This window comes from Bradyrhizobium sp. SZCCHNRI3043 (assembly GCF_032377735.1).
Lineage (GTDB): Bacteria > Pseudomonadota > Alphaproteobacteria > Rhizobiales > Xanthobacteraceae > Bradyrhizobium.
In genome coordinates this window covers 1-21,318 of the sequence record NZ_JAUHID010000028.1, presented here as the reverse complement: position 1 = coordinate 21,318, position 21,318 = coordinate 1, and the positions used below count along the sequence as shown (strand labels likewise).

The 21,318-nt window shown below is 64.9% G+C and carries 22 protein-coding genes and 2 pseudogenes; 14 read left to right on the top strand and 10 right to left on the bottom strand.

The window, feature by feature from the left end:
• Positions 1–383 precede the first annotated feature (383 nt).
• The 6 genes from QX124_RS30365 to QX124_RS30340 are packed head-to-tail and all read left to right on the top strand — an operon-like array spanning position 384 to position 5,760.
• Complete coding sequence (locus QX124_RS30365) at positions 384–1,049, top strand: flagellar hook assembly protein FlgD (protein WP_315799151.1); 666 nt, start codon at positions 384–386, stop codon at positions 1,047–1,049.
• A gap of 22 nt (positions 1,050–1,071) precedes the next feature.
• A complete protein-coding gene (gene flgE, locus QX124_RS30360; protein WP_315739745.1) occupies positions 1,072–2,310 on the top strand; it encodes a flagellar hook protein FlgE in 1,239 nt (412 codons plus the stop codon).
• A 3-nt stretch (positions 2,311–2,313) separates the two neighbouring features.
• On the top strand, positions 2,314–2,583 hold the full coding sequence (locus tag QX124_RS30355) for a hypothetical protein (RefSeq protein ID WP_315799150.1): 270 nt from the start codon (positions 2,314–2,316) through the stop codon (positions 2,581–2,583).
• Positions 2,584–2,598: 15 nt separating this feature from the next.
• Positions 2,599–3,051 carry a flagellar protein FlgN gene (locus QX124_RS30350; RefSeq protein WP_315739743.1) on the top strand — a complete coding sequence of 151 codons (453 nt, stop codon included), beginning with the start codon at positions 2,599–2,601 and terminating at the stop codon, positions 3,049–3,051.
• A 27-nt stretch (positions 3,052–3,078) separates the two neighbouring features.
• A complete protein-coding gene (gene flgK / locus QX124_RS30345) occupies positions 3,079–4,836 on the top strand; it encodes a flagellar hook-associated protein FlgK (protein WP_315799149.1) in 1,758 nt (585 codons plus the stop codon).
• A 15-nt stretch (positions 4,837–4,851) separates the two neighbouring features.
• Positions 4,852–5,760, top strand: coding sequence for a flagellin (locus tag QX124_RS30340; protein ID WP_315799148.1), 909 nt, complete (start codon positions 4,852–4,854; stop codon positions 5,758–5,760).
• Between the two features lie 453 nt (positions 5,761–6,213).
• Here QX124_RS30340 and QX124_RS30335 read toward each other — a convergent pair.
• The 6 genes and pseudogenes from QX124_RS30335 to QX124_RS30310 all read right to left on the bottom strand — a co-directional run bounded on the left by QX124_RS30335 (position 6,214) and on the right by QX124_RS30310 (position 11,225).
• Positions 6,214–6,751: pseudogene (locus QX124_RS30335) on the bottom strand (hypothetical protein).
• Positions 6,752–6,891: 140 nt separating this feature from the next.
• Complete coding sequence (locus QX124_RS30330; RefSeq protein WP_315799147.1) at positions 6,892–7,296, bottom strand: BA14K family protein; 405 nt, start codon at positions 7,294–7,296, stop codon at positions 6,892–6,894.
• Between the two features lie 124 nt (positions 7,297–7,420).
• Positions 7,421–8,203 carry an alpha/beta hydrolase gene (locus QX124_RS30325; protein ID WP_315799146.1) on the bottom strand — a complete coding sequence of 261 codons (783 nt, stop codon included), beginning with the start codon at positions 8,201–8,203 and terminating at the stop codon, positions 7,421–7,423.
• A 3-nt stretch (positions 8,204–8,206) separates the two neighbouring features.
• Complete coding sequence (locus tag QX124_RS30320) at positions 8,207–9,502, bottom strand: O-acetylhomoserine aminocarboxypropyltransferase (RefSeq protein WP_315799145.1); 1,296 nt, start codon at positions 9,500–9,502, stop codon at positions 8,207–8,209.
• Between the two features lie 92 nt (positions 9,503–9,594).
• Complete coding sequence (locus QX124_RS30315; RefSeq protein ID WP_315799144.1) at positions 9,595–10,215, bottom strand: nitroreductase family protein; 621 nt, start codon at positions 10,213–10,215, stop codon at positions 9,595–9,597.
• Between the two features lie 80 nt (positions 10,216–10,295).
• On the bottom strand, positions 10,296–11,225 hold the full coding sequence (locus QX124_RS30310; RefSeq protein ID WP_315777648.1) for an aliphatic sulfonate ABC transporter substrate-binding protein: 930 nt from the start codon (positions 11,223–11,225) through the stop codon (positions 10,296–10,298).
• Positions 11,226–11,663: 438 nt separating this feature from the next.
• Here QX124_RS30310 and QX124_RS30305 point away from each other — a divergent pair, with 438 nt between their 5' ends.
• Positions 11,664–13,040, top strand: coding sequence for an IS30 family transposase (locus QX124_RS30305; protein ID WP_315715219.1), 1,377 nt, complete (start codon positions 11,664–11,666; stop codon positions 13,038–13,040).
• Positions 13,041–14,106: 1,066 nt separating this feature from the next.
• Positions 14,107–14,859 (top strand): hypothetical protein, encoded by a 753-nt coding sequence (locus QX124_RS30300; RefSeq protein WP_315799143.1) that lies wholly within the window; start codon positions 14,107–14,109, stop codon positions 14,857–14,859.
• 378 nt (positions 14,860–15,237) lie between these two features.
• Here the strand turns inward: QX124_RS30300 and QX124_RS30295 are convergent, their stop codons facing one another.
• Positions 15,238–15,888, bottom strand: a complete 651-nt coding sequence (locus tag QX124_RS30295) for a TetR family transcriptional regulator (protein WP_315799142.1) — start codon at positions 15,886–15,888, stop codon at positions 15,238–15,240.
• A gap of 93 nt (positions 15,889–15,981) precedes the next feature.
• Here QX124_RS30295 and QX124_RS30290 point away from each other — a divergent pair, with 93 nt between their 5' ends.
• Entirely contained in the window at positions 15,982–16,644 is a 663-nt protein-coding gene (locus QX124_RS30290) for an O-methyltransferase (protein WP_315799141.1), read from the top strand.
• A 77-nt stretch (positions 16,645–16,721) separates the two neighbouring features.
• Here QX124_RS30290 and QX124_RS30285 read toward each other — a convergent pair whose 3' ends face one another.
• Positions 16,722–16,889 carry a hypothetical protein gene (locus QX124_RS30285; protein ID WP_315799178.1) on the bottom strand — a complete coding sequence of 56 codons (168 nt, stop codon included), beginning with the start codon at positions 16,887–16,889 and terminating at the stop codon, positions 16,722–16,724.
• On the opposite strand from QX124_RS30285, the gene QX124_RS30280 reads away from it, so the two are divergent.
• Positions 16,810–17,409, top strand: a complete 600-nt coding sequence (locus QX124_RS30280) for an aspartate/glutamate racemase family protein (protein WP_315799175.1) — start codon at positions 16,810–16,812, stop codon at positions 17,407–17,409. The two genes, QX124_RS30285 and QX124_RS30280, sit on opposite strands and share 80 nt — an antisense overlap.
• Before the next feature lie 12 nt (positions 17,410–17,421).
• Here QX124_RS30280 and QX124_RS30275 read toward each other — a convergent pair whose 3' ends face one another.
• Complete coding sequence (locus QX124_RS30275; protein ID WP_315799140.1) at positions 17,422–18,780, bottom strand: LLM class flavin-dependent oxidoreductase; 1,359 nt, start codon at positions 18,778–18,780, stop codon at positions 17,422–17,424.
• A 142-nt stretch (positions 18,781–18,922) separates the two neighbouring features.
• On the opposite strand from QX124_RS30275, the gene QX124_RS30270 reads away from it, so the two are divergent.
• From QX124_RS30270 to QX124_RS30255, 4 genes and pseudogenes are all read left to right on the top strand, one after another.
• A complete protein-coding gene (locus QX124_RS30270; protein ID WP_315799139.1) occupies positions 18,923–19,456 on the top strand; it encodes a tannase/feruloyl esterase family alpha/beta hydrolase in 534 nt (177 codons plus the stop codon).
• 140 nt (positions 19,457–19,596) lie between these two features.
• On the top strand, positions 19,597–19,803 hold the full coding sequence (locus tag QX124_RS30265) for a PRC-barrel domain containing protein (RefSeq protein WP_315739728.1): 207 nt from the start codon (positions 19,597–19,599) through the stop codon (positions 19,801–19,803).
• Positions 19,804–20,133: 330 nt separating this feature from the next.
• A complete protein-coding gene (locus QX124_RS30260; RefSeq protein ID WP_315799174.1) occupies positions 20,134–20,361 on the top strand; it encodes a hypothetical protein in 228 nt (75 codons plus the stop codon).
• Positions 20,362–20,495: 134 nt separating this feature from the next.
• A pseudogene (locus QX124_RS30255) lies at positions 20,496–20,820 on the top strand (amidohydrolase); the annotation flags it as partial.
• 139 nt (positions 20,821–20,959) lie between these two features.
• On the opposite strand, the gene QX124_RS30250 reads toward QX124_RS30255, so the two are convergent.
• Positions 20,960–21,318: hypothetical protein (locus tag QX124_RS30250; RefSeq protein ID WP_315799138.1), on the bottom strand; the 359-nt coding region annotated here is incomplete at its 5' end.

Below are 21,318 nucleotides of genomic sequence, written 5' to 3'. Positions count from 1 at the left end.
TGCCATCCCCCTCAATTTGTCGAACTCGTTTGCGCATGAATCGGGAGCGCCAGAGTGCGACGACGCGAGCCGTGGCGCGGAGATGACGCGACGGTTGCAGCCGATCTGACCTGGTCGCGCCGTCCATTCTCTCTGCTGGTCTCGTCCTGACCACCGGCCGAGCGCGCCGCGCTGCCGATGCAGAGCGGGGGGGCCACACCAGGCGATTTTTGCCGCCCCTGCGCAACCGCGCGCCGGCAAATTCTGCCGTCGGATCAACTAATTCGATCGACTAATTGTGCGCCTGGAATCGGCGCTCCGGCCGTTTGATCAGCAAACGCCTCCACGACCGCGTGGTCGTGCTGTGTCCCGCCGCCGTTCGCGGCGCGAGCCGGAGTTCTGCCATGACCGTTTCTGCCGCGAGTTCGTCGACTGCGACCACCTCATCGACCTCATCATCCAGCGACACATCGCGTACGACACTCAGCTCGACCGACTTTCTTCAGCTCCTGGTGAGCGAATTGCAGAACCAAGATCCGCTCAACGCGACCAGCGTGACCGACTTCATCAACCAGATGACGTCCTACGCCAACTACACCTCGCAGCAGTCGCTCAACAGCAGCATGACCTCGCTGGCCGGCTCGTTCTCGAGCCTGGTGACGCTGAATTCGGTGAACTACATCGGCCACACCGTCGAGGCCAAGAGTGACACCGCCGTTCTGTCGAACGGCTCGGCGACCTTCGGCTATTCTCTCTCGTCGGCGGCATCGAACGTTTCGATATCGATCAAGGATTCCTCCGGAAGCACGGTCTGGACCGGCACCGGGACCGGCAACAAGGGCGCCAATTCGATCACCTGGGACGGCACCGATTCCAGCGGCAATCAGCTCAGCGACGGCGGCCAGTACACGATCTCCGTGACGGCGACGGACTCCGCGGGCACCTCGGTTCTCAACTACACGACGATCACCGGGACCGTAACCGGCATCGACACCTCGACCAGCACGCCGTCGCTCACCGTCGGCGGCGTTCCGGTCAGCGCCAGCAACATTATCGGCGTCACCTCCTGACGGCATTACCCGGAGTACAATCATGAGTCTTTCTGGAGCCCTGTCATCGGCGATCTCGGCGCTCAACGCGCAGAGTTCATCGCTCGCCATGATCAGCGACAATATCTCCAACGCCGATACGACCGGATACAAGACCACGTCCGGCCTGTTCGAGCAGCTGGTGACGGCATCGAGCAGCTCGAAAGCCTATTCCTCGGGTGGCGTCTCGGTCTCCGGCCGTGCCAATATCACGCAGCAGGGGCTGCTGGCCGCCACCACCAACGCGACCGATGTCGCAATCCAGGGCTCGGGTTTCTTCGTCGCGACCAACTCGACTTCGGCCGGAGGCGAGACCTTCTACACCCGCAACGGCGCGTTCACGACCGACAATGCCGGCTACCTCGAGAACAACGGCTATTATCTCGAAGGCTGGCGCACCGATGCGAGCGGCAACGTGGTCGGCAACGGGCTCGAATCGATCAACACCAAGGTTGCGCTGACGAATGGTGGAGCGACCACCAAGACGTCGCTCGCCGCCAACCTGCCGGCCGATGCCGCGAGCGGCGATACGTTCAGCAGCTCGATGACGGTGTACGATTCGCTGGGGCAATCGCACACGCTCAACGTCACCTGGACCAAGGGGGCGACGGCGAACGAATGGACCGCCGATTTCGCGCCGGCCACGGCGTCGGACGGCACCGTGACGAGCGGCACCTATACAATCGATTTCAACTCAGATGGCTCGCTGAGCACGGTCTCTTCGACCAATCTCGGCATCACCTGGAATAACGGCGCGGCGGCCAGCTCGATCGCGCTCAGCTTCGGCACGACGGGCGGCGGCACCGATGGCCTGACCCAGCTGTCATCCGGCAGCACGACGCCGAGCGTCTCCAATTTCAGTGCCAATTCCGATGGCATCTCTTTCGGTACGCTGAGCAGCATTTCGGTCGGCAAGAACGGCCTCGTCGAGGCGACGTATTCCAACGGCCAGACGGTTCCGATCTACAAGATCGCGGTGGCGACCTTCGCCGATCCCAATGGCCTCGTGGCGCATAGCAGCGGCATGTACACGTCGACGGCGACGTCGGGCAATGCGACCCTGCAGGCGTCCGGCGAGAATGGTGCAGGAACCATCTACGGCAGTGAGCTGGAGTCGAGTACGACCGACACCACGGGCCAGTTCAGCAATATGATCTCGGCTCAGCAGGCCTATTCGGCGGCATCGCAGGTGATCTCGGCGGTCAACAAGATGTACGACACCCTGATCTCGTCGATGAGGTAGATCATGGCCGACCTGAAGAGGGAGCGGCTCGGCGAGGGCGAGGCTCTGCTGAAGAGGCTGCGGCGGCTGAGACTGCGCGCCGCGACCGTCGGCAAGGACGACCGCGCGCAACTGTTGGCCTTGATCGACGATATCGAAACGGTCCGACGAAGGCTTCTGCGTGAATGCGCGCTGCTCGACGAAGAGCTCAAGGTCGCCACCGTGAGGGTGACGGCGCTGAATACCTACGCCCGTGTCGCGCAGATCAGCCGCCGACCGCAGCGTGAACAGTAGGATGGGAGCGACAGGATGAAACACGCAGTTCAGGCCGATCAGCGGCCGGCCAGCGAAGATGAAGTGCGGACCTTGATCGCGCTGATTGACGAGCTCATCGCGGTGGTGTCGGAGGAGAATGCGGAGCTTGCCAAAGGGCTCCCGGCCTCGCGCTCCAAGCAGCTTGACGACAAGAATCGGCTCGCCGGGCTGTTTGAGCAGCGGGTTGCCGAATGTGCCAGGCGAACGGCGAGTCTCGACGTCCGCGACCGTGTCCTGCGCGAACAGCTCATGGAGCACATCTTCAACCTGCGTGGCGCGATGGACGAGAACCTCGTTCGGCTGCGGGCTGCGATCGAAGCCAGCAATCGTCGCATCGAGGCGGTCATGCAGGCGATCCGCGAGCAGATCGCGAATGCGTCGCCCTATGGCGCAGGCGGGCGTCGCACCGCGCGTGCGACGTCCTGTGGAACCAATGTCAGGGCATGATGGCCGCCCAGCAGCGGGAGTAGAGTGATGTCGCTCGACATAGCACGGCTGGTCGCGTTCAGCGGCATCTCGGCCACGGAGCTGCAGATCAGCGTGGCGTCGTCGAACATCTCGAACGCCGACACGAAGGGGTATACGCAGAAGACGGCCAACCAGGTCACGAATGTGACCGGGGGAGTTGGAACCGGTGTTTCGATTACCGGCATTTCGAGCAATGTCGACAAGCTGCTGCTGAAATCCCTGATCGGATCCAATTCCGAGCTCGGCGCGGCCGACACCACCAACGACTATCTGACGCAACTGCAGCAGCTGTTCGGCAGCGCGTCCACATCCGGCACCTCGACGACGGGAACGTCGCTGGCAAACTCTCTTGCATCGCTGGAGTCCGCCTTGTCGTCGCTGGCGAGCTCGCCCAGCAGTGTTTCGCTGCAATCGGCCGTCGTCAGCGCTCTGGACGATTTCGCAAGCCAGCTGCGCAGCACCTCTGGTGGCGTGCAGACCTTGCGCGCCAACGCCGACAAGGACATCGCGTCGTCGGTTCAGAGCGTCAACGACGACCTGCAGCAGATCGCCGATCTCAATGTCGAGATCCGCAGAATGGCAGCGTCCGGCCAATCGACCGCGGATCTCGAGGATGAACGCAATGCCGCGCTGCAGGACCTCTCGTCCTACATGAACGTCAGCTACTACACGGCGTCGAACGGCGATCTTCAAGTCTATACCTCGTCGGGGCGAGCCCTCGTCGACAGCTCGGCGCACGCGCTGAGCTACACGGCCTCGGCGAATGTCTCGGCGGCTTCGAGCTATGCGTCCGGCGGCTTCAGCGGCGTCATGGTCGACGGCGTCGACGTCACGTCCCAGATCACGTCGGGCAAGATCGGCTCGCTGGTCACGTTGCGGGACGAAATCTTGCCGGCCGCGCAGACCCAGCTCGATCAGTTGGCTTCGCAGCTGAAATCGGCGCTGAATGAGATCAGCAATGGCGCGTCGGCCGTGCCACCTCCGGCCACTCTGACCGGGTCGGCGAGCGTCAGCAGCACGACGGCTCTGTCGGCGTCCGGAACGGTCCGCATCGCCGTGGCTGACCAGAGCGGCAATCTCGTTTCGTATGAGGATCTCGATCTGTCGTCCTATGCGACGGCGGGCGATCTGGTCACGGCGCTCAACGGCATCTCCGGGGTCTCCGCCTCGATCGATTCCAGCGGACACCTGTCGATCAGCGCCACGTCGTCGTCGAACGGCATCGCGATCAACGACATGACCAGCGCGGTCGGCGGCAGCGGCTTCTCCGACTATTTCGGCATGAATGACCTCGTCACCGGCACGAGCGCCGCCAATTTTGCCGTCAACAGCAGCATCTTGAGCGGCGCTTCTGGTCTGCCGACCGGAACGCTCGACGGTTCTGCGACCTTGACGATCGGCAGCCAGGTGCTGACGGCCGGCTCGGCGACGGTTATCAATGCGCTCATCGACAAGCTGACCGGCCCGACCAGCTTCGCGTCGGCCGGAGGCCTGAGCGCAACGACCGGCTCGTTTGCCGACTATGCCGCGGCGATCGTCGCCAATGTCGCCAGCAAGGCTTCGCAGGCCTCCACTGCCTACACCGCGAAGTCGACGGCCCAGTCGAGCTATGCCAGCTCGCTGTCCTCGCAATCGGGCGTCAATCTCGACGAGGAGACCGCGCGGCTGAGCTCGCTGCAGAACAAATACGCTGCCGCCTCGCAGCTGATCTCCGTGATCAACAGCATGTTCTCTTCGTTGCTCACTGCCGTGCAATCGACCTAGTCCGGAGCGCAGATCATGACGATGCGGATTGCGACATTCTCGAACTCCGACCAGATGATCACGAGCGCGCTGCGGACGCAGGCGACCATGGCCAATCTCCAGGTGCAGGAAGCCTCGGGGCTGAAATCGGAGTATCTCGCCGGCTACGGCGCCGACACCCAGCACGTCGTCAATCTTCAGGTCTCGGTCACGCGGGCGCAATCCTATATCGATGCTGCGACCCTGGCCGACAGCAAGGTGCAAGTCATGTATTCCGCGGTGGGACAGGTGTCCGACATCGTCAGTCAGCTGCGCACGGCCCTGAGCGCCGCGAGCTCCGGCAGCAGCACGGGAACCACGTCGGCGATCAGTACCGCGCAGCAGTTGCTGCAGCAGATGGCGGGCATTCTGAACACCCAGTATGATGGGCAATATCTGTTCGGCGGGGGGCGCACCTCGACTCCGGCTGTCGATACCTCGACCTTCGCGTCCGGCTCGGGATCGCTGGCCACGACGGATACCAGCTATTTTCAGGGCGACAGCGAGCTTGCCTCGGTCCGTGTCTCCGACGGCCAGTCCGTGACGTATGGCGTGACCGCCGACAACCCTGCTTTCGAGGAGGTCATGCGTGTTCTGAAGTTCGTTGCGAATAGCTCGACCCTGTCTGGAACCGACATCACCTCCGCGCTGACGCTTGCCGATCAAGCAGTGGACGATGTCGCCACGGTGCAGGCCAAGGTCTCCGATGCAGCGTCCCGGATCGAGAGCGCGAAGTCTCAGCAGACCGACTACAAGAGCTATGCCGAGAGTCTGGCGACCGACCTGACCAGCGTGGACGTCGCTGCGGTCACCGCCCAGCTCTCGACTTATCAAGCCCAGCTCACGGCGAGCTATACCGCCATCTCCAAGATCCAGAGCCTGAACCTGGCCAGTTACCTGCGCTGAGTTTCGGGACATCGTGCGGGCCCAGCAGAGCCGGACTGCCGATTCAAACCATGCGGCTCGCCGGAGGATTGTTGGCGGGCATCTCGTCGGCGGACCTCTCACTTGCCTGGCTTGCGATTGCGACGTTCGACAGCGGCGCTGCGCGCGATCGGTGGGGTGGGTATGGGCGGATCAAGGAAAACGCGAAAGTCCAGCAGCTCCATCTGCGGGAAGAGGATGATCAGGACGTGGAGCTGCCAAGGAATTCCGCACTGGAGTCGTCTGCGCCTTCGTCGTCACGGTCATGGCTCTCAAGCAGATCTGGTGGGTAATCGCGCCCGGCGCAATGAGGCGTTGGCGACATTTGTCGTGTTCGTCTGGCGCGATCATGACGAGTACGTCATCCGCCGCGGCGGAGGTTGCGCATCGCCGTGCCGGTGCGTCGGGCGAGCCGCACGCACCAGCGAATTCACATCACCAGCGATGATGGGCGCGGACTCACGCCATGACCGTAGCGGTGTCCGAAATGACGGCCGCCGTGCCAGCCATGATGGCCCCAACCCGGACCGCGGTAATAGCCGTAGCTGTGCCGCCACGGCCGCGGGCCATAGGAATAGCCGTAGCTGCGATAGATCGGGCGCGGCACGTAGCTGTAGCCATAGCCGCCGTAATAGGGCCGGTAGGCCGGGTAGTAGCCGCCATAGCCGTAGGGATAGGCGGCGTAGCGATACCCGCCGTAGTAGGGATAGGGCGCGTAGCCGCCATAGTAGGAGGGTGCGGCGATCGCCGATCCGATCAGGGCACCCGCCAACAGCCCCGCGCCGATCGCGGCACCGCCGCCCCAGCCGCCATGCCAGCCGCCGTAGCGGACCTGCACGGCATTCGAGCTTTCGGCGCTCGGTTTGGCGGCTGCTGACAGCGACGTCAGCGGCGCAGCCGAGACCGAGTGCAGCGTGGATACAGAAAGTGCGCCGGCGATGGCGAGCGTCGCGGCGGCTTTGAAGGTGACCATCCTGATGTCTCCCGTTGATTCAGCGCTATGCTCAACCGGACGAGACGAACTTCGTTGCATTTGTCGCAGCGGACGTTTTGTCACGCGCCATTGGTCCAGGCGGCGGTCGATGCCGGGGGGGGGCATCGACCTTGGTGTCGTTACGGGCAGGAATGGCGCAGGCCGTCATTGCCGAGATAGGTGCCGGAGCCCGGGTCGTAGGACCGGCCCCGCTGGGCGCAATAGGCCTGGGCGTTGGCGGCCTCGGCGCGGCTGTCGGCGATGGCGCCCCCGATGATCGCGCCGGCCGCGAGGCCGCCGAGGGCGGCGGCACCCGCACCATAGCCGTGGCGATGCCCGTAAGAGCGATGGCCGTAATAGCCGTGGCGATGACCGTAACCGCCGCGCCAGTGGCGATATTGCACCTGCTGCGGCTCGGTCGCGTTCTGCGTGGCTGGGGTCGGCGCCGGGTGGTTCGGCAGCAACGGCGCTGCGGCGAGCGGCGATGCAGCCGCGAGCGCCATCGTTCCGATGGTGGCGACCGTCAAAAGCTTGCGCAGATCCATCTGCGTGCTCCTTTCTGTTCTTTGTGCCGGAGGGCAACGGCTCGCCGTCGCCCTCCGTTCCGCGCCGCGAAGGAGCATGTCGGCGGCACGAGGTCGCATCCAAGAGCGGAACCGTGACCGCAAGCTAATCGATCAGCGCATCGAGCAGCGCATCGGGACATTCTGTCATCATCGTATGTCCCGCGCCGGGCAGGACGGTCGTGCGCGATTGCGCAATCGCAGCCGCCAGCGCCTTGCCGGCCTTCAGCGGCGTCATCATGTCCTTTTCGCCGAGGATCAGCCGCGTCGGCACCTTGATCCTGGCCGCCGATGCCAGCGCATCCTGGTACTCGTTGCAGGCCGAGAGATCGTTGAACAGCACGCCCGGCGCGCAGCGCTCCAAGGTCGCCTGCGCGCCGCCATGCATCCACAAGCCCGGTGCGCGGCTGCCGCCGAGCTCGGCGGCAAAACCGAGGCCCCAGATCGAGACCATGTCGATGGCGGCGTGATCGTTGGATTCGGCGGCCTTCAGGAGGTCAGGCCCTACCGTCATCGTCGCCGCGGTGCCGATCAGGCTGAGCGCCGACACGCGATCGGGATGGCGTGCCGCGGCATCCAGCGCGATCAGCGAGCCCATCGAATGGCCGATCAGGTGAGCGGGTTTCGCATTCAACGCCTGCAACAGCGCGACGATCCAATCGGCCATCGCAGCGATGGTCGGCAGCGCCGGGCCCGCCGAGCGGCCGTGGCCCGGCAGATCGGGCGCCAGCACGGCAAAGCCGTGATGGGCGAACCAGCGGCTGTGCAGCGCCCAGACCGAATGATCGAAGCCGGCGCCATGGATGAAGACGACGGCGGGCAGGGACGAATCGAAGTCGCGGCCGCCCGTGGCGGCGAAGACCTCATGATCTCCGATCGACAGCTGCATGGCTCACACCTTCTGCGAGGCGCGCAGCGCCTGTCCGAGATCATCGATGATGTCGCTGGCCGCCTCGATGCCGACCGAGAGCCGGATCAGCTCCTCGCCGATTCCGGCCGCGGCGAGCTGGGCTGCGTCCATCTGCTGATGCGTGGTCGAGGCGGGGTGGATCACCAGCGTCTTGGCGTCGCCGACATTGGCGAGATGGCTGATCAGCTTCAGGCTCTCGATGAACTTGCGCCCCGCGGGACGTCCGCCCTTGATGCCGAACGAGATGATCGAGCCGGTGCCGCGCGGCAACAGCTCCTTGGCGAGCGCATGGTCCGGATGCGTCTCGAGCGAAGGATGCAGCACCCAGTCGACGGCCTTGTTGGCAGTCAGCGCCTCCAGCACGGCGCGGGTGTTGGTGACGTGCCGCTCCATGCGCAGATGCAGCGTCTCGACGCCCTGCAGCAGATGGAACGCGTTGGTCGGCGACAGGCAGGCGCCGAAATCGCGCAGGCCTTCGGTCCGCGCGCGCATGATGAAGGCGGCCGCGCCGAACTGCTCGTCGAAGACGATGCCGTGATAGCCGGCATAGGGCTCGGTGAGCTGCGGGAATTTGCCGGACGCGCGCCAGTCGAACCGGCCGCCATCGATGATCGCGCCGCCGATCGCGATGCCATGGCCGCCGAGCCACTTGGTCGCAGAGTGCATCACGATGTCGGCGCCTTGGGCGATCGGCTGGCTGAGATAGGGCGTGGCAAAAGTGTTGTCGATCAGGAGCGGCACGCCGGCCGCATGCGCGATCGCCGAGACCTTGGGGATGTCCAGCACCTCCAGACCGGGATTGCCCAATGTCTCGCCGATCAGGAGCCGCGTGTTCGGCTTGATCGCGGCGCGGAAACCGTCGTGATCCCTGGGCTTGACGAAGCTCGTGGTGATGCCGAAGCGCGGCAGCGTGTGCGCGAGCAGGTTGATGGTGCCGCCATAGAGCGAGGAGGAGGCCACGATGTGATCGCCCGCATTCAGGAGCGTGGCGATGGCCAGATGCAGCGCCGCCTGGCCGCTCGCGGTGCAGACGGCACCGACGCCGCCTTCGAGCGCGGCGAGCCGCTCTTCGAGCACGGCCGTGGTCGGGTTGGAGATGCGGGTATAGATGTGGCCGGCGCGTTCGAGATTGAACAGCGCCGCGGCGTGCTCGGTGTCGTCGAACACGTAGGACGTGGTCTGATAGATCGGCACCGCGCGGGCGCCGGTCGCGGGATCCGGGTGCTGGCCCGCGTGCAGGCTCAGGGTCTCGAAGGCGGGCGGTTTCGGCGGCGGCATGCGGATCAACTCTCCTCAAGCAGATCGCATCTTCTGCCACAGATTTCGCCGTCAGTCAGGAGCGGCGCGGTGCGCCGCCCCTGCGACATCGATCAGCCGCCGAAGCGCTGCGGGAACAGGCCGGCCGAGGCGATCTCGGCGATGGACAGGCGTGCGCTCGGCTTCTCGCGCTCCTTGAGCATGGCCGGCAGCTTCTCGCCATCGCCCTTGCGGCCGACCGCGATCGCGATCTCCACGGCGAAACCGTCGGGCACCCCGAGCGCTGTCTGTGCGGCGGCGACGTCGAAGCCGCTCATGCCGTGGGTGATCCAGCCGGACACCGCCGCCTGGTTGGCGAAATTGGCCCAGGCCGCGCCGGCATCGAAGGAATGCGTGCGCGTCGGTGCCGGCTCGGTCTTGCCCGCCGGGATGAAGGTCTTCTTCGACAGCACGTAGACGATCGCCGCGGCATGCTGCGCCCAGCCGCGGTTGAACTCGACCAGCGGCGACAGGAAGGTGTCGAACTCGGCCGAGCCGCGCAGCGCGTAGAGAAAGCGCCAGGGCTGCGAATTGTAGGAGGAGGGCGCCCAGCGGGCCGCCTCGATGAAGGTCAGGAGCTCCGTCTCCGGAAGCGCCTCGTCGCTGAAGCCGCGCGGCGACCAGCGATCGACGAAGATGCGATGCGCCGGATGCTCGGTGATGCGGTCGGTCGGCGGGGGAAGATGGGCAGTCACGGGGGTCTCCTTCGTTCAGGCTCGTCGTCGGGCCTCGCGCCGCGCTTCGCTGCGGGGCACAATCTCGGCTCCTGTGTGGCTCACGGCGCTTTGGGAGTCCAGATCGCCAATGCCGATGTGTCCACCTTCGCCGGCAGCACGCGCTCCGCCAGGAAAGCATCCGCGATCTTCTGCTGCTCCGACAGGCCGGCCGCGGTGACCGCGCCGACCTGGTAGGAGCGGTGGCTGTTGGCCTCCTCGACGGTGGCCGCATCGATGCCCCACAGGGCAGCGAGCTGGCTCGCCGCGGCGCCCGGATTGGCCTTCACCCATTTGCCGGTTTCGACGAGCTTGCCGTAGATGACGTTGAGGGCGTCGCCATGCCCGGCGGCGTAGTCGGCGGATGCGAGATAGTAGCGCTTGTAGCTGGCAAGCCCGTCGCTGCCGTCCGCGAGCACGCGCGCCCCTGACTGGCGGATGGTGCTGGTCAGGAACGGATCCCACGCGACCCAGGCATCGACATTGTTGCTGACGAAAGCGGTCCTGCCGTCGGCGGGCGGCAGATAGGCGGGGGTGATGTCCTTGAAGGTGAGACCCGCTTTGGCGAGCGCGGCGAGCAGCAGATAGTGGCTGCCGGCGCCCTTGGTCACCGCGATCTTCCTGCCTTTCAGCTCAGCGAGCGTCTTGGTCGGCGAAGCCGTTGCCACGAGGATCGCCTGCGCCGACGGCGAGGCGGCCTCCTCGGCGACATAAGCGAGCCTCGCGCCCGCGGCCTGCGCGAACACCGGGACGGTATCGGCGACATCGGCGCCGACATCGATGCTGCCGATGTTGATCGCTTCCAGCAGTGGCAGGCCGCTGGAGAATTCGTGCCACGACACCTTGATGCCGAGCGGCGTCAGCGCCTTCTCCAACTCGCCATTGGTTTTGAGGAGGGCGATCAGGGTCGAGGATCTCTGATAGCCGATGCGCAGCGTCTCGGCTGCGTCGGCTTGCGACGTGGCGAGCGCGCCGAGCAGGGCCGCGGCCATCATCAGGACGCCGCGACGGGCGAGATGCAAGGGCCGCGCGCGACGCAGGCCGCTGAAGGACGGTGTCATTCGGCAATCTCCCAAACAGGCAGTTGCATGCAATTGTCCAGGATCATTCGCAGGATCGTGAGCCCTGCGCAATTTTGCAGATCTGTTCATATGGAGATGAAAGTTTCTCATGTGCCCGTGCCGCGAGAGGTTTTGTTTTCTTGGCGCGAGAGATCTGACGAGACAGCCGCTCGCATCCTCGCGACGCGCAGGGCGTCCGAGATGTGTCTGCCGTTCGTCCCTCCATCGACAGAGGGCACAGGGAAGGCCGGGCGTCGACTGACACCCATGGCCCGCGTGCAAAAAGGAAGCACGCGGCGGTTACCACAGGATCAGCCGGACATCCGGTGGATTCAATTGGTCGTCGCAACACTCGATGAGGAGGTTGCGATGGGCATTCGAAAGAAACGGTCAACGCGGGGCAAGCTGGGATCATTGGGGCGCCCACCAGTTGCGGGGCGTGCGGAACAGCAGAAATTTTGGCGTGGGATTGCCGCTGGATTGAACAGCGAGAATGCTGCGCTGGCTGCTGGATTATCGGATGCTGTCGGCCCCCGATTATTTCGAAAAGCGGGCGGCGTGGCACCGGCAATGTTCCGACCTTCAGCGAAGCCGCTCTCCGGACGGCACCTCTCCTTTTCTGAGCGCGAAGAGATTGCGCTGCTGAATGCGCAGCGCCATTCTGTACGAGAGATAGCACGGCGCCTCAATCGGTCTCCCTCGACCATCTCCCGTGAACTCGATCGCAATGCAGCCACGCACGGCGGCAAGATGGCCTATCGGGCGACGGCCGCCCAGTGGCATGCAGATCGATCGGCCCGGCGTCCTAAGCCGAGCAAGCTTGCAAGCAACGCCGCCTTGCGCGCTTATGTTGAAGAGCGGCTTGCAGGGTTTGTCGCGCCTCCAGGCGGCGTTCGGCGGAAGGCCGGTCGTGCGGGCTCTAGCCAGGATCAGGGGTGGACGAAAGCGTGGAGTCCCGAGCAGATTGCCCGGCGCTTGCCGATCGACTTCCCGGATGACGAGGCGATGCGCATCAGCCACGAAGCCATTTACCAGGCGCTTTTTGTTCAGGGCCGAGGAGCGCTGAAACGCGAGTTGTCGTCCTGTTTGCGAACGGGACGTGCGCTGCGCGTGCCCCGAGCGCGTACGCGGAAGCGCAGCAAAGGCTTCATATCGCCGGAGATCATGATCAGTGAGCGTCCGGCCGAAGTCGCGGATCGAGCTGTGCCGGGACATTGGGAAGGAGATCTGATCGTCGGCTCCGCCAGCTCGGCAATCGGCACGCTGGTCGAACGCAGCACGCGGTTTACAATGCTCCTGCACCTTCCACGGTTGCCGGGGTTTGACGACGGCCCACGTACGAAGGATGGGCCTGCGCTCTCCGGACACGGAGCTGAAGCGGTACGCGATGCGATCACGCGCACCATCGTCACCTTGCCCAAAGAACTCCGCCGCTCGCTAACCTGGGATCAGGGGACCGAAATGGCTCAACACAGTGACCTCAAGATCGATACAGACCTTCAGATCTACTTCTGCGATCCAAGAAGCCCCTGGCAACGTGGCACGAACGAGAACACGAATGGCCTGCTGCGGCAGTACTTCCCGAAAGGTACCGATCTGAGCGTCTACGATGCTGACGAGATCGCCGCCGTGGCCGCAGCGCTCAATTCCCGACCGAGAAAGACGCTAGGATGGAAAACTCCAGCAGAGGCGCTTGACGAGCTGCTGTCACGAATGAAAACACTGGGTGTTGCGACCACCGCTTGAGCCCGCCTCCGGCCTTCCCTGCGCAATGGGCTTACGGCTTATACGCGTTCTCCCCGGCGCGCCGAGCTTTCTGGCCACCGTCGCCTGCGCGAAGCCGAGCCTCGTCGCAGACTTGATACTAGCATCGGAGTATCAGGACCACGCGATTTCGCCGTCCGGCTCCCATCGTTCGTCCGCGCGCTTGACGCACGCTGCGACGAGAACCGGCCATCGCATCCCGCACCAACGTTTCGTGACGTTCGCGAAGCGCCCCTCTCGATCGGGCGGGATAGGGTGATACAACCACAAATTCCGAAAAAAAGGAACAAGAATGTTTTTCGCAGGAGGACTGGACAGGGCAAATCAGCTTGAGAACGCGGGCGAATTTCGTTCCTTCGCGCAAGCGCGAGGAGAAGCAATAGGCTCGTCACGCAAGACCTGGAGCTTTGGCATATGACAATCAGCTTGAGCCCCTCTGCCTCCACGTCATGGCCGGGCCTCGTCCCGGCCATCTACGTCTTAGTAACTCTCCGCAGAGGTTTGGGCGGGTTGTCCGATCGAACGGCCTTGCATCTGCCGGCCGAAATGAAGCGCGGGAGCTCATGAGCGGATTTGGCCTGAGGCCTCCGACTTGCGCGGTGCGACAAATCGGCAGCCATTGGGGGCAGGAGCCGCGGAGCAAGCGCATTCGGGAGGACAGCCCGTGACTAAAGCAAACCTCCGCGACCGAGTCAGCGGCGTTCGCATTCAGCCCATTGTGGACATCCGAAGCGTAGACCGGGTAGTCCGAGCCCGGGCCACGGGCGGACATGGAAATGGAGGCGGCAACTCGTCGTCGCCAAGCACATTCCTCAGGACGTCCACTCGATCAGCTGAATGGTGACAATCTTTGTCGCCATGCGCCGTGTTTACATTGCGCAGCACGTTGGTGAAGCCGCCGCCCACACCGACGACGCCTGCATGGTTGGAGAACCCCGCAGCTATCGCGGGGGTGCCTCGACTCATGTCGGGGAAAAGGCAGGCGGTCGGCCTTGCCGCGCCGACGCCGGTCTGTAGGATTGCTGCCGCATTCCAAGGAGACATATTGATGAGATTGTTGATTGCGGCTTCCCTGATTTTCGCTACCCTCGCCACCCCGGCGTTAGCCGCGCCGCCCGCCAGCTGTGCCTCTAAGTTCGTCGGCGAGTGGCGGCATTCCGGCAGTGGCAACCGCGGTTCGGTGAAGGCCGACGGCCGCGCGCTGTGCAGCGAACATCCCGCCTGCGTGCAGGGCACCTGGACCTGCTCTGGCAACGTCCTCACCTACACCAACAGCCTCGGCACCTGGAACTACACGCTGGCGCCCGACGGCAAGTCGATGTCGACCGGCACGGCCACCGCGACTCGGATCGGGCCGGCGCCGGCGAGCGCCCGTTCGCGCGCCTCCGATACGGTGGCCGACGCCCCCGATCGGGCCTGCAAGGCGGGAAACATCGCCTCGCTGCAGGCTCACGACGACAGGCTGAAGGGTCTGTGGCAGAGGGCCAGCGAGCGTGAGCAGTGCGGGCCCATTCTCGCCCTCGGGAGAAAGCGAATCGAACTGCTCAAGCAGATCAATTCCGGCAGCTGCGGCAAGGAGTCGGTGCAGATCGGCGCGAGCAACGAGATGACGAAGGTCGCCTCGGTAATGTCGAAATGCGACCAGACCTACACCCCGTCCGACCCGGGCATCCTGAGGCGGGCGGGCGGCACGATCCGAGGTTTCGTCAAGGACCACGTCTTGAAGTGCGAACCTACCTCCGAGAACAACAACTGTGCGCCCAAGCCCCAGCGCAACGGCGGTCCCGGCGTCAGAGGTTAGCCCCTCTGATCCACCCAAATGTGACGCCGCTCCACGCACTCTGCCGGTGCAGCGTGATCGTTCGCTTTGGGTCAAAGCCGCCGTCCGACGGCCTACTTCCGGTTGAACCCCGAGAACCGACGTCGCAAGCTTCGACCGAAAGGCCCGGGATGGGCAGAAGCGGACGAATGTCACTCTTTGAGCCGACCTTCGTACGCTTTCACGTGATGCGGAAACAGTTCCTTGTAGGATGGCTGCGCGATCCCGAGGCAGGAAACTTCCCACCCAAGTGGATTTTCAGCTTCGCCGTACTCGCAAACCTCGACGTGCGAACAAACAAGTGCAATCCCGTCCGCCGTCCTTGCGCAAACAAGAGGCGGGGACGCGCCGGCTGCGGGACTACCCGGCCTTGCGTCTGTGAGGCTTGTTCGCGGTGGAGAGGTACGCACAGAACATGTCCGCCATCGCATCGGCATAGGCCGATATCTCGGCCCGGCTGCGCGGCGTCTCCGAGAAGTGCTTGCCGACCTGGCTGAGCGTCGTCTTGATCAGGTCTGCTGCCCGCGCGTGCTCGGCCTCTCCAGCACCAGGCAGCACCTCGCGCATGAAGGCGAGCATGGCGCGGCGGCCGCTTGTCTTGGCCCGGCGCGCCTCGGGCGCATCGCGGTAGAGCGGGGCGGCGTCGTCGAGCGCGCCGCGCACGGCGGCCTCGTCGCACTCCGATTGCAGGAACGCGTGAACGAGCGCGCGCAATCGCGTCAAAGGCGGACGGCGCGTGTCCTCCAGAATGCCGTGCAGCAGTTTCGTCGTCTGCTGCCACTCGTCGCTCTGCAGCCTGAACAGGATCGCCGCCTTGTTCGGGAAATACTGATAGAGCGAGCCGACGCTGACGCCGGCCTTTTCGGCGACACGGGCCGTGGTGAAACGTTGCGCGCCTTCCTTGGTCAAAACCTGAACAGCCGCCTGCAGAATGGCCGCGACGAGGTCGGCCGAGCGTGCCTGTTGCGGCAGTTTTCGCGGGGAAATCGGGGCTTTTCGAGCCGGGGCCATGGAGCGTTCCGAAATGCGATTAGCGAATGCGAATGATTATTCGTATTCTGACTTCGACGCAAACGACACGCATTGAGAACACGGAGAATATCAATGATCACCCTGACCACTCAGCCGGTAGCGCCGCTGCTGGATCGCCTGCTTGCCGAGGCCACGTTGCTGCGGCCGGAGACGAGTCCGATCTTCGCCGGCATGACCGAATGGGGCGAGCAACTGATGCGCAGCAGGTCCGACCATGTCGAGCTCTACACGCAGCTCAAGGACTTTCCGTTGCCCGTGTCGCGCGACACCGGCATGCTGCTCTACATGCTGGTGCGCGGCGTCAGTGCGCGATCGATCGTCGAATTCGGCACCTCGTTCGGCATCTCGACGCTGTTCCTGGCCGCGGCGCTGCGCGACAATGGCGGCGGCCGGCTGATCACCACGGAGTTCGAGCCGTCCAAGGTCGCCCGTGCCCGTGCCAACCTCGCGGAGGGCGGCCTGGCCGATCTGGTCGAGATCCGCCAGGGCGACGCCCTGCAGACGCTGAGCGATGATCTCCCGGACGCGATCGACCTGGTTCTGCTCGACGGCGCCAAGCCGCTGTATGGCGATATCCTGGCGCTGCTCGAGAGCCGGCTCAGCGCCGGCGCGTTCATCGTCGCTGATAATGCCGACCACAGCCCCGACTATCTCGCCTACGTCCGTTCGCCAGCCAACGGCTATCTGTCGGTGCCGTTCGGCGACGAAGTCGAGTTGTCGATGCGGATCGTGTGAGCGGCCGGCGACGAACGGCGATGTCCGCCACCCTCATCGGCGAATGGGCCTGGTGTTGACGTTTGGCCGACGATTGTTCACGAGGAGAGCTTCGTCATCTGAGCAACCGTCCTCATGCCCCGCATCCTCCTGATCAATCCCAACAGCTCGGCCACGACCACCGCGATGATGGTGTCGATTGCGGCCGCCTGTTGCGCCGGCCGGGCCGAGGTGGTCGGCGCGACCGCGACGCGGGCGCCGGCCATGATCGTGGATGCCGAGGCGCTGGCCGCATCGGCGGCGGAAGTGGTCGATATCGGCCGCGCGCATCGCGATGCTTGCGATGGCATCATCGTCGCGGCGTTCGGCGATCCCGGCGCCGCGGAGCTTGGCAGCCAGTGCTCGCTGCCGGTGGTGGGCATCGGCGAGGCGTCGATGCGCGAGGCCGCAGAGGGCGGGCAGCGCTTCGGCGTTGCCACGGTGACGCCTGCGCTGGTCGCGAGCATCGCGGGCCTTGCAGACAGGCTGAACCTGTCGGCGCAGTTCACCGGGACGCGCCTGACGCAAGGCGACCCGGCCGCGCTCGCCGTCGATCCGGCGCGGCTTGCTGCCGCCCTGGCTGACGCCACGCGCGCCTGTATTGCCGAGGACGGCGCCGAGGCCGTGATCATCGGCGGCGGGCCGCTGGCGCAGGCCGCCGATCAGTTGCAGCGGCAATTCGCCGTGCCGATCATCAAGCCGATCGAGGCGGCGGTGGCCGTGTTGCTGTCGCGTCTGTCGGGCTGAGTGCCAGCAGCGTTACGGCCGGTAGCTCGCCGCCGGATGCGGTGCCGCGAGCCGGGCGCGGCCGAACATCTTCTCGCGCAAAGTACCCGGCTGGTAGGCCTTCTTGTAGCGGCCGCGTCTGGTCAGCTCCGGCACCAGCATGTCGGTGACATCGGCAAAACTCTCCGGCGACAGCGCAAAGGCGAGGTTGAGGCCGTCGACGCCGGTCTGCTCGATCCAACTCTCGACGAGATCGGCGACCTTCGCAGGCCCGCCGACGAACACCGGGCCGATGCCGCCGATGCCGACATGCTCGGCAACCTCGCGCACGGTCCACACCCGGTCCGGATCGGCCCGCGTGACGTTGTCCATCGCACTGCGGCCGGCATCGTTGAGCACGTGGCGGACCTGCTGGTCGAGGTCGTAGGTCGAGAAGTCGACGCCGGTCCAGCCCGACATCAAGGTCAGCGACGCCTCGTGGTCGATGTAGCGGCGGTAGTCGGCAAACTTCGCCTCGGCCGCCGCATCGGTCTCGCCGAGCACGACGGTGGCGATGCTGAAGATGACGATGTCGCTGCCGGCGCGACCCGCGTCGGCGGCGGCCTGGCGGATCGCGGCGACGCGCGGCGCGATGATCTTGGCCGACGGGCCGGACATGAACACGCATTCGGCATGGCGGCCGGCGAACACGCGGCCGCGCGGCGAGGTGCCGGCTTGATACAGCACCGGCGTTCGCTGCGGCGACGGCTCGCAGAGATGGATGGCGTCGAGCTGGTAGTTCTCGCCGCGATGGCTGACGCGGTGAACCTTCGTGGGATCGGTGAACACGCCGCTGGTCCGGTCGCGCTTGACGGCGTCGTCCTCCCAGCTGCCTTCCCACAGCTTGTAGACGACCTGCATGTACTCGTCGGCGACGTCGTAGCGGTCGTCATGCGCGGTCTGGCGCTCCCTGCCCATGCCGCGTGCGGCGCTGTCGAGATAGCCGGTGACGATGTTCCAGCCGATGCGGCCCTCGGTGAGATGATCGAGCGTCGACATCCGCCGCGCGAACGGGTAGGGCGGCTCATAGGACAGCGTGCAGGTGACGCCGAAGCCGAGATGCTCGGTCACGGCGGCCATTGCCGAGATCAGCATCATCGGATCATTGACGGGCACCTGGATGGCGTGGCGGAGCGCCGCGTCGGGGTTGCCGCCATAGACGTCGTAGACGCCGAGTACGTCGGCGAGAAACAGTCCATCGAAGCGGCCGCGCTCCAAGGTCTTGGCGAGGTCGAGCCAATAGGGCAGGCGGTTGTAGTCGGAGGAGCGGTCGCGCGGATGCCGCCACAGGCCGGGCGACTGGTGCCCGACGCAGTTCATCGCAAACGCATTCAACCGGATGTCCGCAGCCATGATGTCCTCGACGCTGTCTTGAGCCGACCAGATGGCACGCTTCGCCTATGGTTTTCAATCGCGTGGATGCGCACGGCCGCTGCGCGCCGCGGATCAATGACGGCGCAGGACGGGCCGTGGCCCGCACGTGGGGAGGACGAGATTGACGGCGATCCGGATCACGACGCTGGCCGCGCTGGTACTGACATCGTCGGCTGTGGCCTCCGTCCATGCGCAGGATTTCAAGGCGAGTTGCGCCGCGCTCGCGCAAGGCTTCGCCGACAGCGGGCGCGTCGTCACGGCCGAGTTCGTCGCCGCGGGCGGCGTGCAACTGGCACCGCCGGCACCCGCGGGCGTGACCGCCTCTGGGGCAGCGCTTCCCCGAGTTGTTCGACGGCGTCATCGCGGGCGCGCCGGCCTATCGCGTGCCGCTTGCCGGGTCGCGTGGCTGTTCCTGGTTCCCGGCATGAACCATTGCGGCGGCGGACCCGCCACCAATCAGTTTCACTTGCTGACCGCTCTGGACCAATGGGTGGAGGGCACGGCCGCGGCGCCTGAGGCGATCCACGCCACCGCGCGGCGTGCGGCCGATGTGCCACGGCCCGGGCGCACGCGCGATCTCTGCGCGTTCCCGAAGGTGCTGACCTCCAAGGGCAGCGGCAGCCTCGAGGATGCGGCGAATTTCGAGTGCCGCTGAACAGGTCGTGCATGCCGTCTGCACGGTGTGCACGATCTCTTGATGAGCGGTTGACCCGGGAGGGGGATGAGCCGATCTATCTGCCAGCCGACCTGTCTCCGCAGCGTTGCGGCTCCCATCAGCCCACACACCGGTCCCTCATGGTTGCCAAGACGCGAGCCTTCACCATTCTGTGCGAGTTCGAGCACGTCCAGACCGAGCTGATCGGCAAATGCGTGGCCTTGAGCGACGGCAAGGCCGGAACCGTGGAGCAGGTGTATCTTGATGAGCTGCATGGGTTGCGCATCACCCTTCGCGGTCATGACGGGCGCTGGCCGGTGTCGACCATCAAGTTCACGCAATCCTGAGCGGCGGCGTTGGTCTCGGATTTGGAACGCTCAAACGATCGAAACGGCTTGATTGCGCGTCGCATGGCGATGCGTGGGGCATCGGATCGAGCGTTCGAACTTCTCGAGCGGCCTTTGCAGAGGCCTGCCGGAAGACCTGTGCATCGCATATCAAATGATACGAGAGCGGGCCGGCGCTGCGGCTAGCCTCGATGCTCCCGGCGCGGCCGGCCGCTGCTGCTCTGCCGCCCGGACTAGGGTGGTCGCGGCCGATTCACTTATGTTGATGCGCCCGGCATCTCCTGATCTAGAGTTGTCGGTGCGCATCAATGAAACTGGATGCAAATCCGCATGGAAGTAGAAGGTCGGAAGAAACGGCGTCGGCGTGTCAAGCAGACGATCTCGTTGGGTGAGCGGTTGCTAGAGATGGCGCGCGAGGCGCGAGACAGGGCGAAACGTCTGCCGCCGGGCATCGAGCAGGCCAGGCAGCTGCGGCGCGCCCGCGAGGCCGAAGCGATCGTCGAGCTCGATCGCTTCCTGACGGCTCCAGCACGCAGCACTCCGCCGCGATCGCGTTGACGCCGTCTCGCGCCGGCTTGGGGCGAAGGGGCGCGGCGCTGCCAGTGGTGTTTCCGGAACTTGCGGCAACAGGGCTGACCGATCCGAGGCCGGGCCAATTCCGGACGGCACCCTCTCAACCTATCGCAAGACGCATCCCGGCCGGTGCCGATCTGCATCACTGGCCTCATCCCCGTGTTCGCGGTGGCGAGAACAACGCCTACTTCGCATTCGCGAATGTGTGCGACGCCGCGAATTTCGATTCCGGGGTCAGCGGCGTGTTCGGTCCGGATACATCAGCGTTTCCGCGCCGTGAGGCGATCGTTGAAGGCGGGGAGGGGATCGCGACCGTCGACATCGACACCAGCAATCTCGACAGCCTCCATCCGACCAACGTCGTCCGGCGGAAAGATCTCGTCCCGCATGCGGATGCCGCACTCGTATCGTGCGCTGGTGCAACCGCACACGAGCAATTTCTGACGCTGCGCGCGCCAACCGTTTCAAAATGGAACGGAGAAACGGCGTGTGACGGGTCCGAGCGTGGGGGGCGACAGCGCTATCCACATTTCTGCACAGCCGTCGCAAAAAGTTCTTGCGCGGGATGCGGCGCCGCACTATCTCACCACCACGCCAGCCGGACATCACTGATGACTGAGGCCCCCGACTTTCGGGACCGACGTTGTTTTTCTTCCGATTGGCTCCTGAGTTTTTTCTTCGGAATTGCTCTTGACGGTCTTCGAAAATCGGCTATGTGAAGCGCCCCGGCCATCGGGACTTCCTCGGCGAAAAAGACCAACGAGGTTGATGCACTTAGTAGTTCGAGCGAACTAACAAGTGCGGGCTGTTTGACAAGTGAAGATGAAGAAAGAGAAACGTGGACGGCGGAGTCCTTGCGGGTCTCGGGATTGAGAGCTTCGGCTTTTGGTTCTGGGATCGGACGAGAAGACTTCGGCGGACAATGTTTCAAAGGTAACACCA

What these genes read in the sequence shown, in the direction of transcription:
- QX124_RS30365 (WP_315799151.1), top strand. Translation starts at nt 384, where the DNA reads ATGACCGTTTCTGCCGCGAGTTCGTCGACTGCGACCACCTCATCGACC.
- flgE (WP_315739745.1), top strand. Translation starts at nt 1,072, where the DNA reads ATGAGTCTTTCTGGAGCCCTGTCATCGGCGATCTCGGCGCTCAACGCG.
- QX124_RS30355 (WP_315799150.1), top strand. Translation starts at nt 2,314, where the DNA reads ATGGCCGACCTGAAGAGGGAGCGGCTCGGCGAGGGCGAGGCTCTGCTG.
- QX124_RS30350 (WP_315739743.1), top strand. Translation starts at nt 2,599, where the DNA reads ATGAAACACGCAGTTCAGGCCGATCAGCGGCCGGCCAGCGAAGATGAA.
- flgK (WP_315799149.1), top strand. Translation starts at nt 3,079, where the DNA reads ATGTCGCTCGACATAGCACGGCTGGTCGCGTTCAGCGGCATCTCGGCC.
- QX124_RS30340 (WP_315799148.1), top strand. Translation starts at nt 4,852, where the DNA reads ATGACGATGCGGATTGCGACATTCTCGAACTCCGACCAGATGATCACG.
- QX124_RS30330 (WP_315799147.1), bottom strand. Translation starts at nt 7,296, where the DNA reads ATGGATCTGCGCAAGCTTTTGACGGTCGCCACCATCGGAACGATGGCG.
- QX124_RS30325 (WP_315799146.1), bottom strand. Translation starts at nt 8,203, where the DNA reads ATGCAGCTGTCGATCGGAGATCATGAGGTCTTCGCCGCCACGGGCGGC.
- QX124_RS30320 (WP_315799145.1), bottom strand. Translation starts at nt 9,502, where the DNA reads ATGCCGCCGCCGAAACCGCCCGCCTTCGAGACCCTGAGCCTGCACGCG.
- QX124_RS30310 (WP_315777648.1), bottom strand. Translation starts at nt 11,225, where the DNA reads ATGGCCGCGGCCCTGCTCGGCGCGCTCGCCACGTCGCAAGCCGACGCA.
- QX124_RS30305 (WP_315715219.1), top strand. Translation starts at nt 11,664, where the DNA reads ATGGGCATTCGAAAGAAACGGTCAACGCGGGGCAAGCTGGGATCATTG.
- QX124_RS30300 (WP_315799143.1), top strand. Translation starts at nt 14,107, where the DNA reads ATGAGATTGTTGATTGCGGCTTCCCTGATTTTCGCTACCCTCGCCACC.
- QX124_RS30295 (WP_315799142.1), bottom strand. Translation starts at nt 15,888, where the DNA reads ATGGCCCCGGCTCGAAAAGCCCCGATTTCCCCGCGAAAACTGCCGCAA.
- QX124_RS30290 (WP_315799141.1), top strand. Translation starts at nt 15,982, where the DNA reads ATGATCACCCTGACCACTCAGCCGGTAGCGCCGCTGCTGGATCGCCTG.
- QX124_RS30280 (WP_315799175.1), top strand. Translation starts at nt 16,810, where the DNA reads ATGATGGTGTCGATTGCGGCCGCCTGTTGCGCCGGCCGGGCCGAGGTG.
- QX124_RS30285 (WP_315799178.1), bottom strand. Translation starts at nt 16,889, where the DNA reads ATGGCCGGCGCCCGCGTCGCGGTCGCGCCGACCACCTCGGCCCGGCCG.
- QX124_RS30275 (WP_315799140.1), bottom strand. Translation starts at nt 18,780, where the DNA reads ATGGCTGCGGACATCCGGTTGAATGCGTTTGCGATGAACTGCGTCGGG.
- QX124_RS30265 (WP_315739728.1), top strand. Translation starts at nt 19,597, where the DNA reads ATGGTTGCCAAGACGCGAGCCTTCACCATTCTGTGCGAGTTCGAGCAC.
- QX124_RS30260 (WP_315799174.1), top strand. Translation starts at nt 20,134, where the DNA reads ATGGAAGTAGAAGGTCGGAAGAAACGGCGTCGGCGTGTCAAGCAGACG.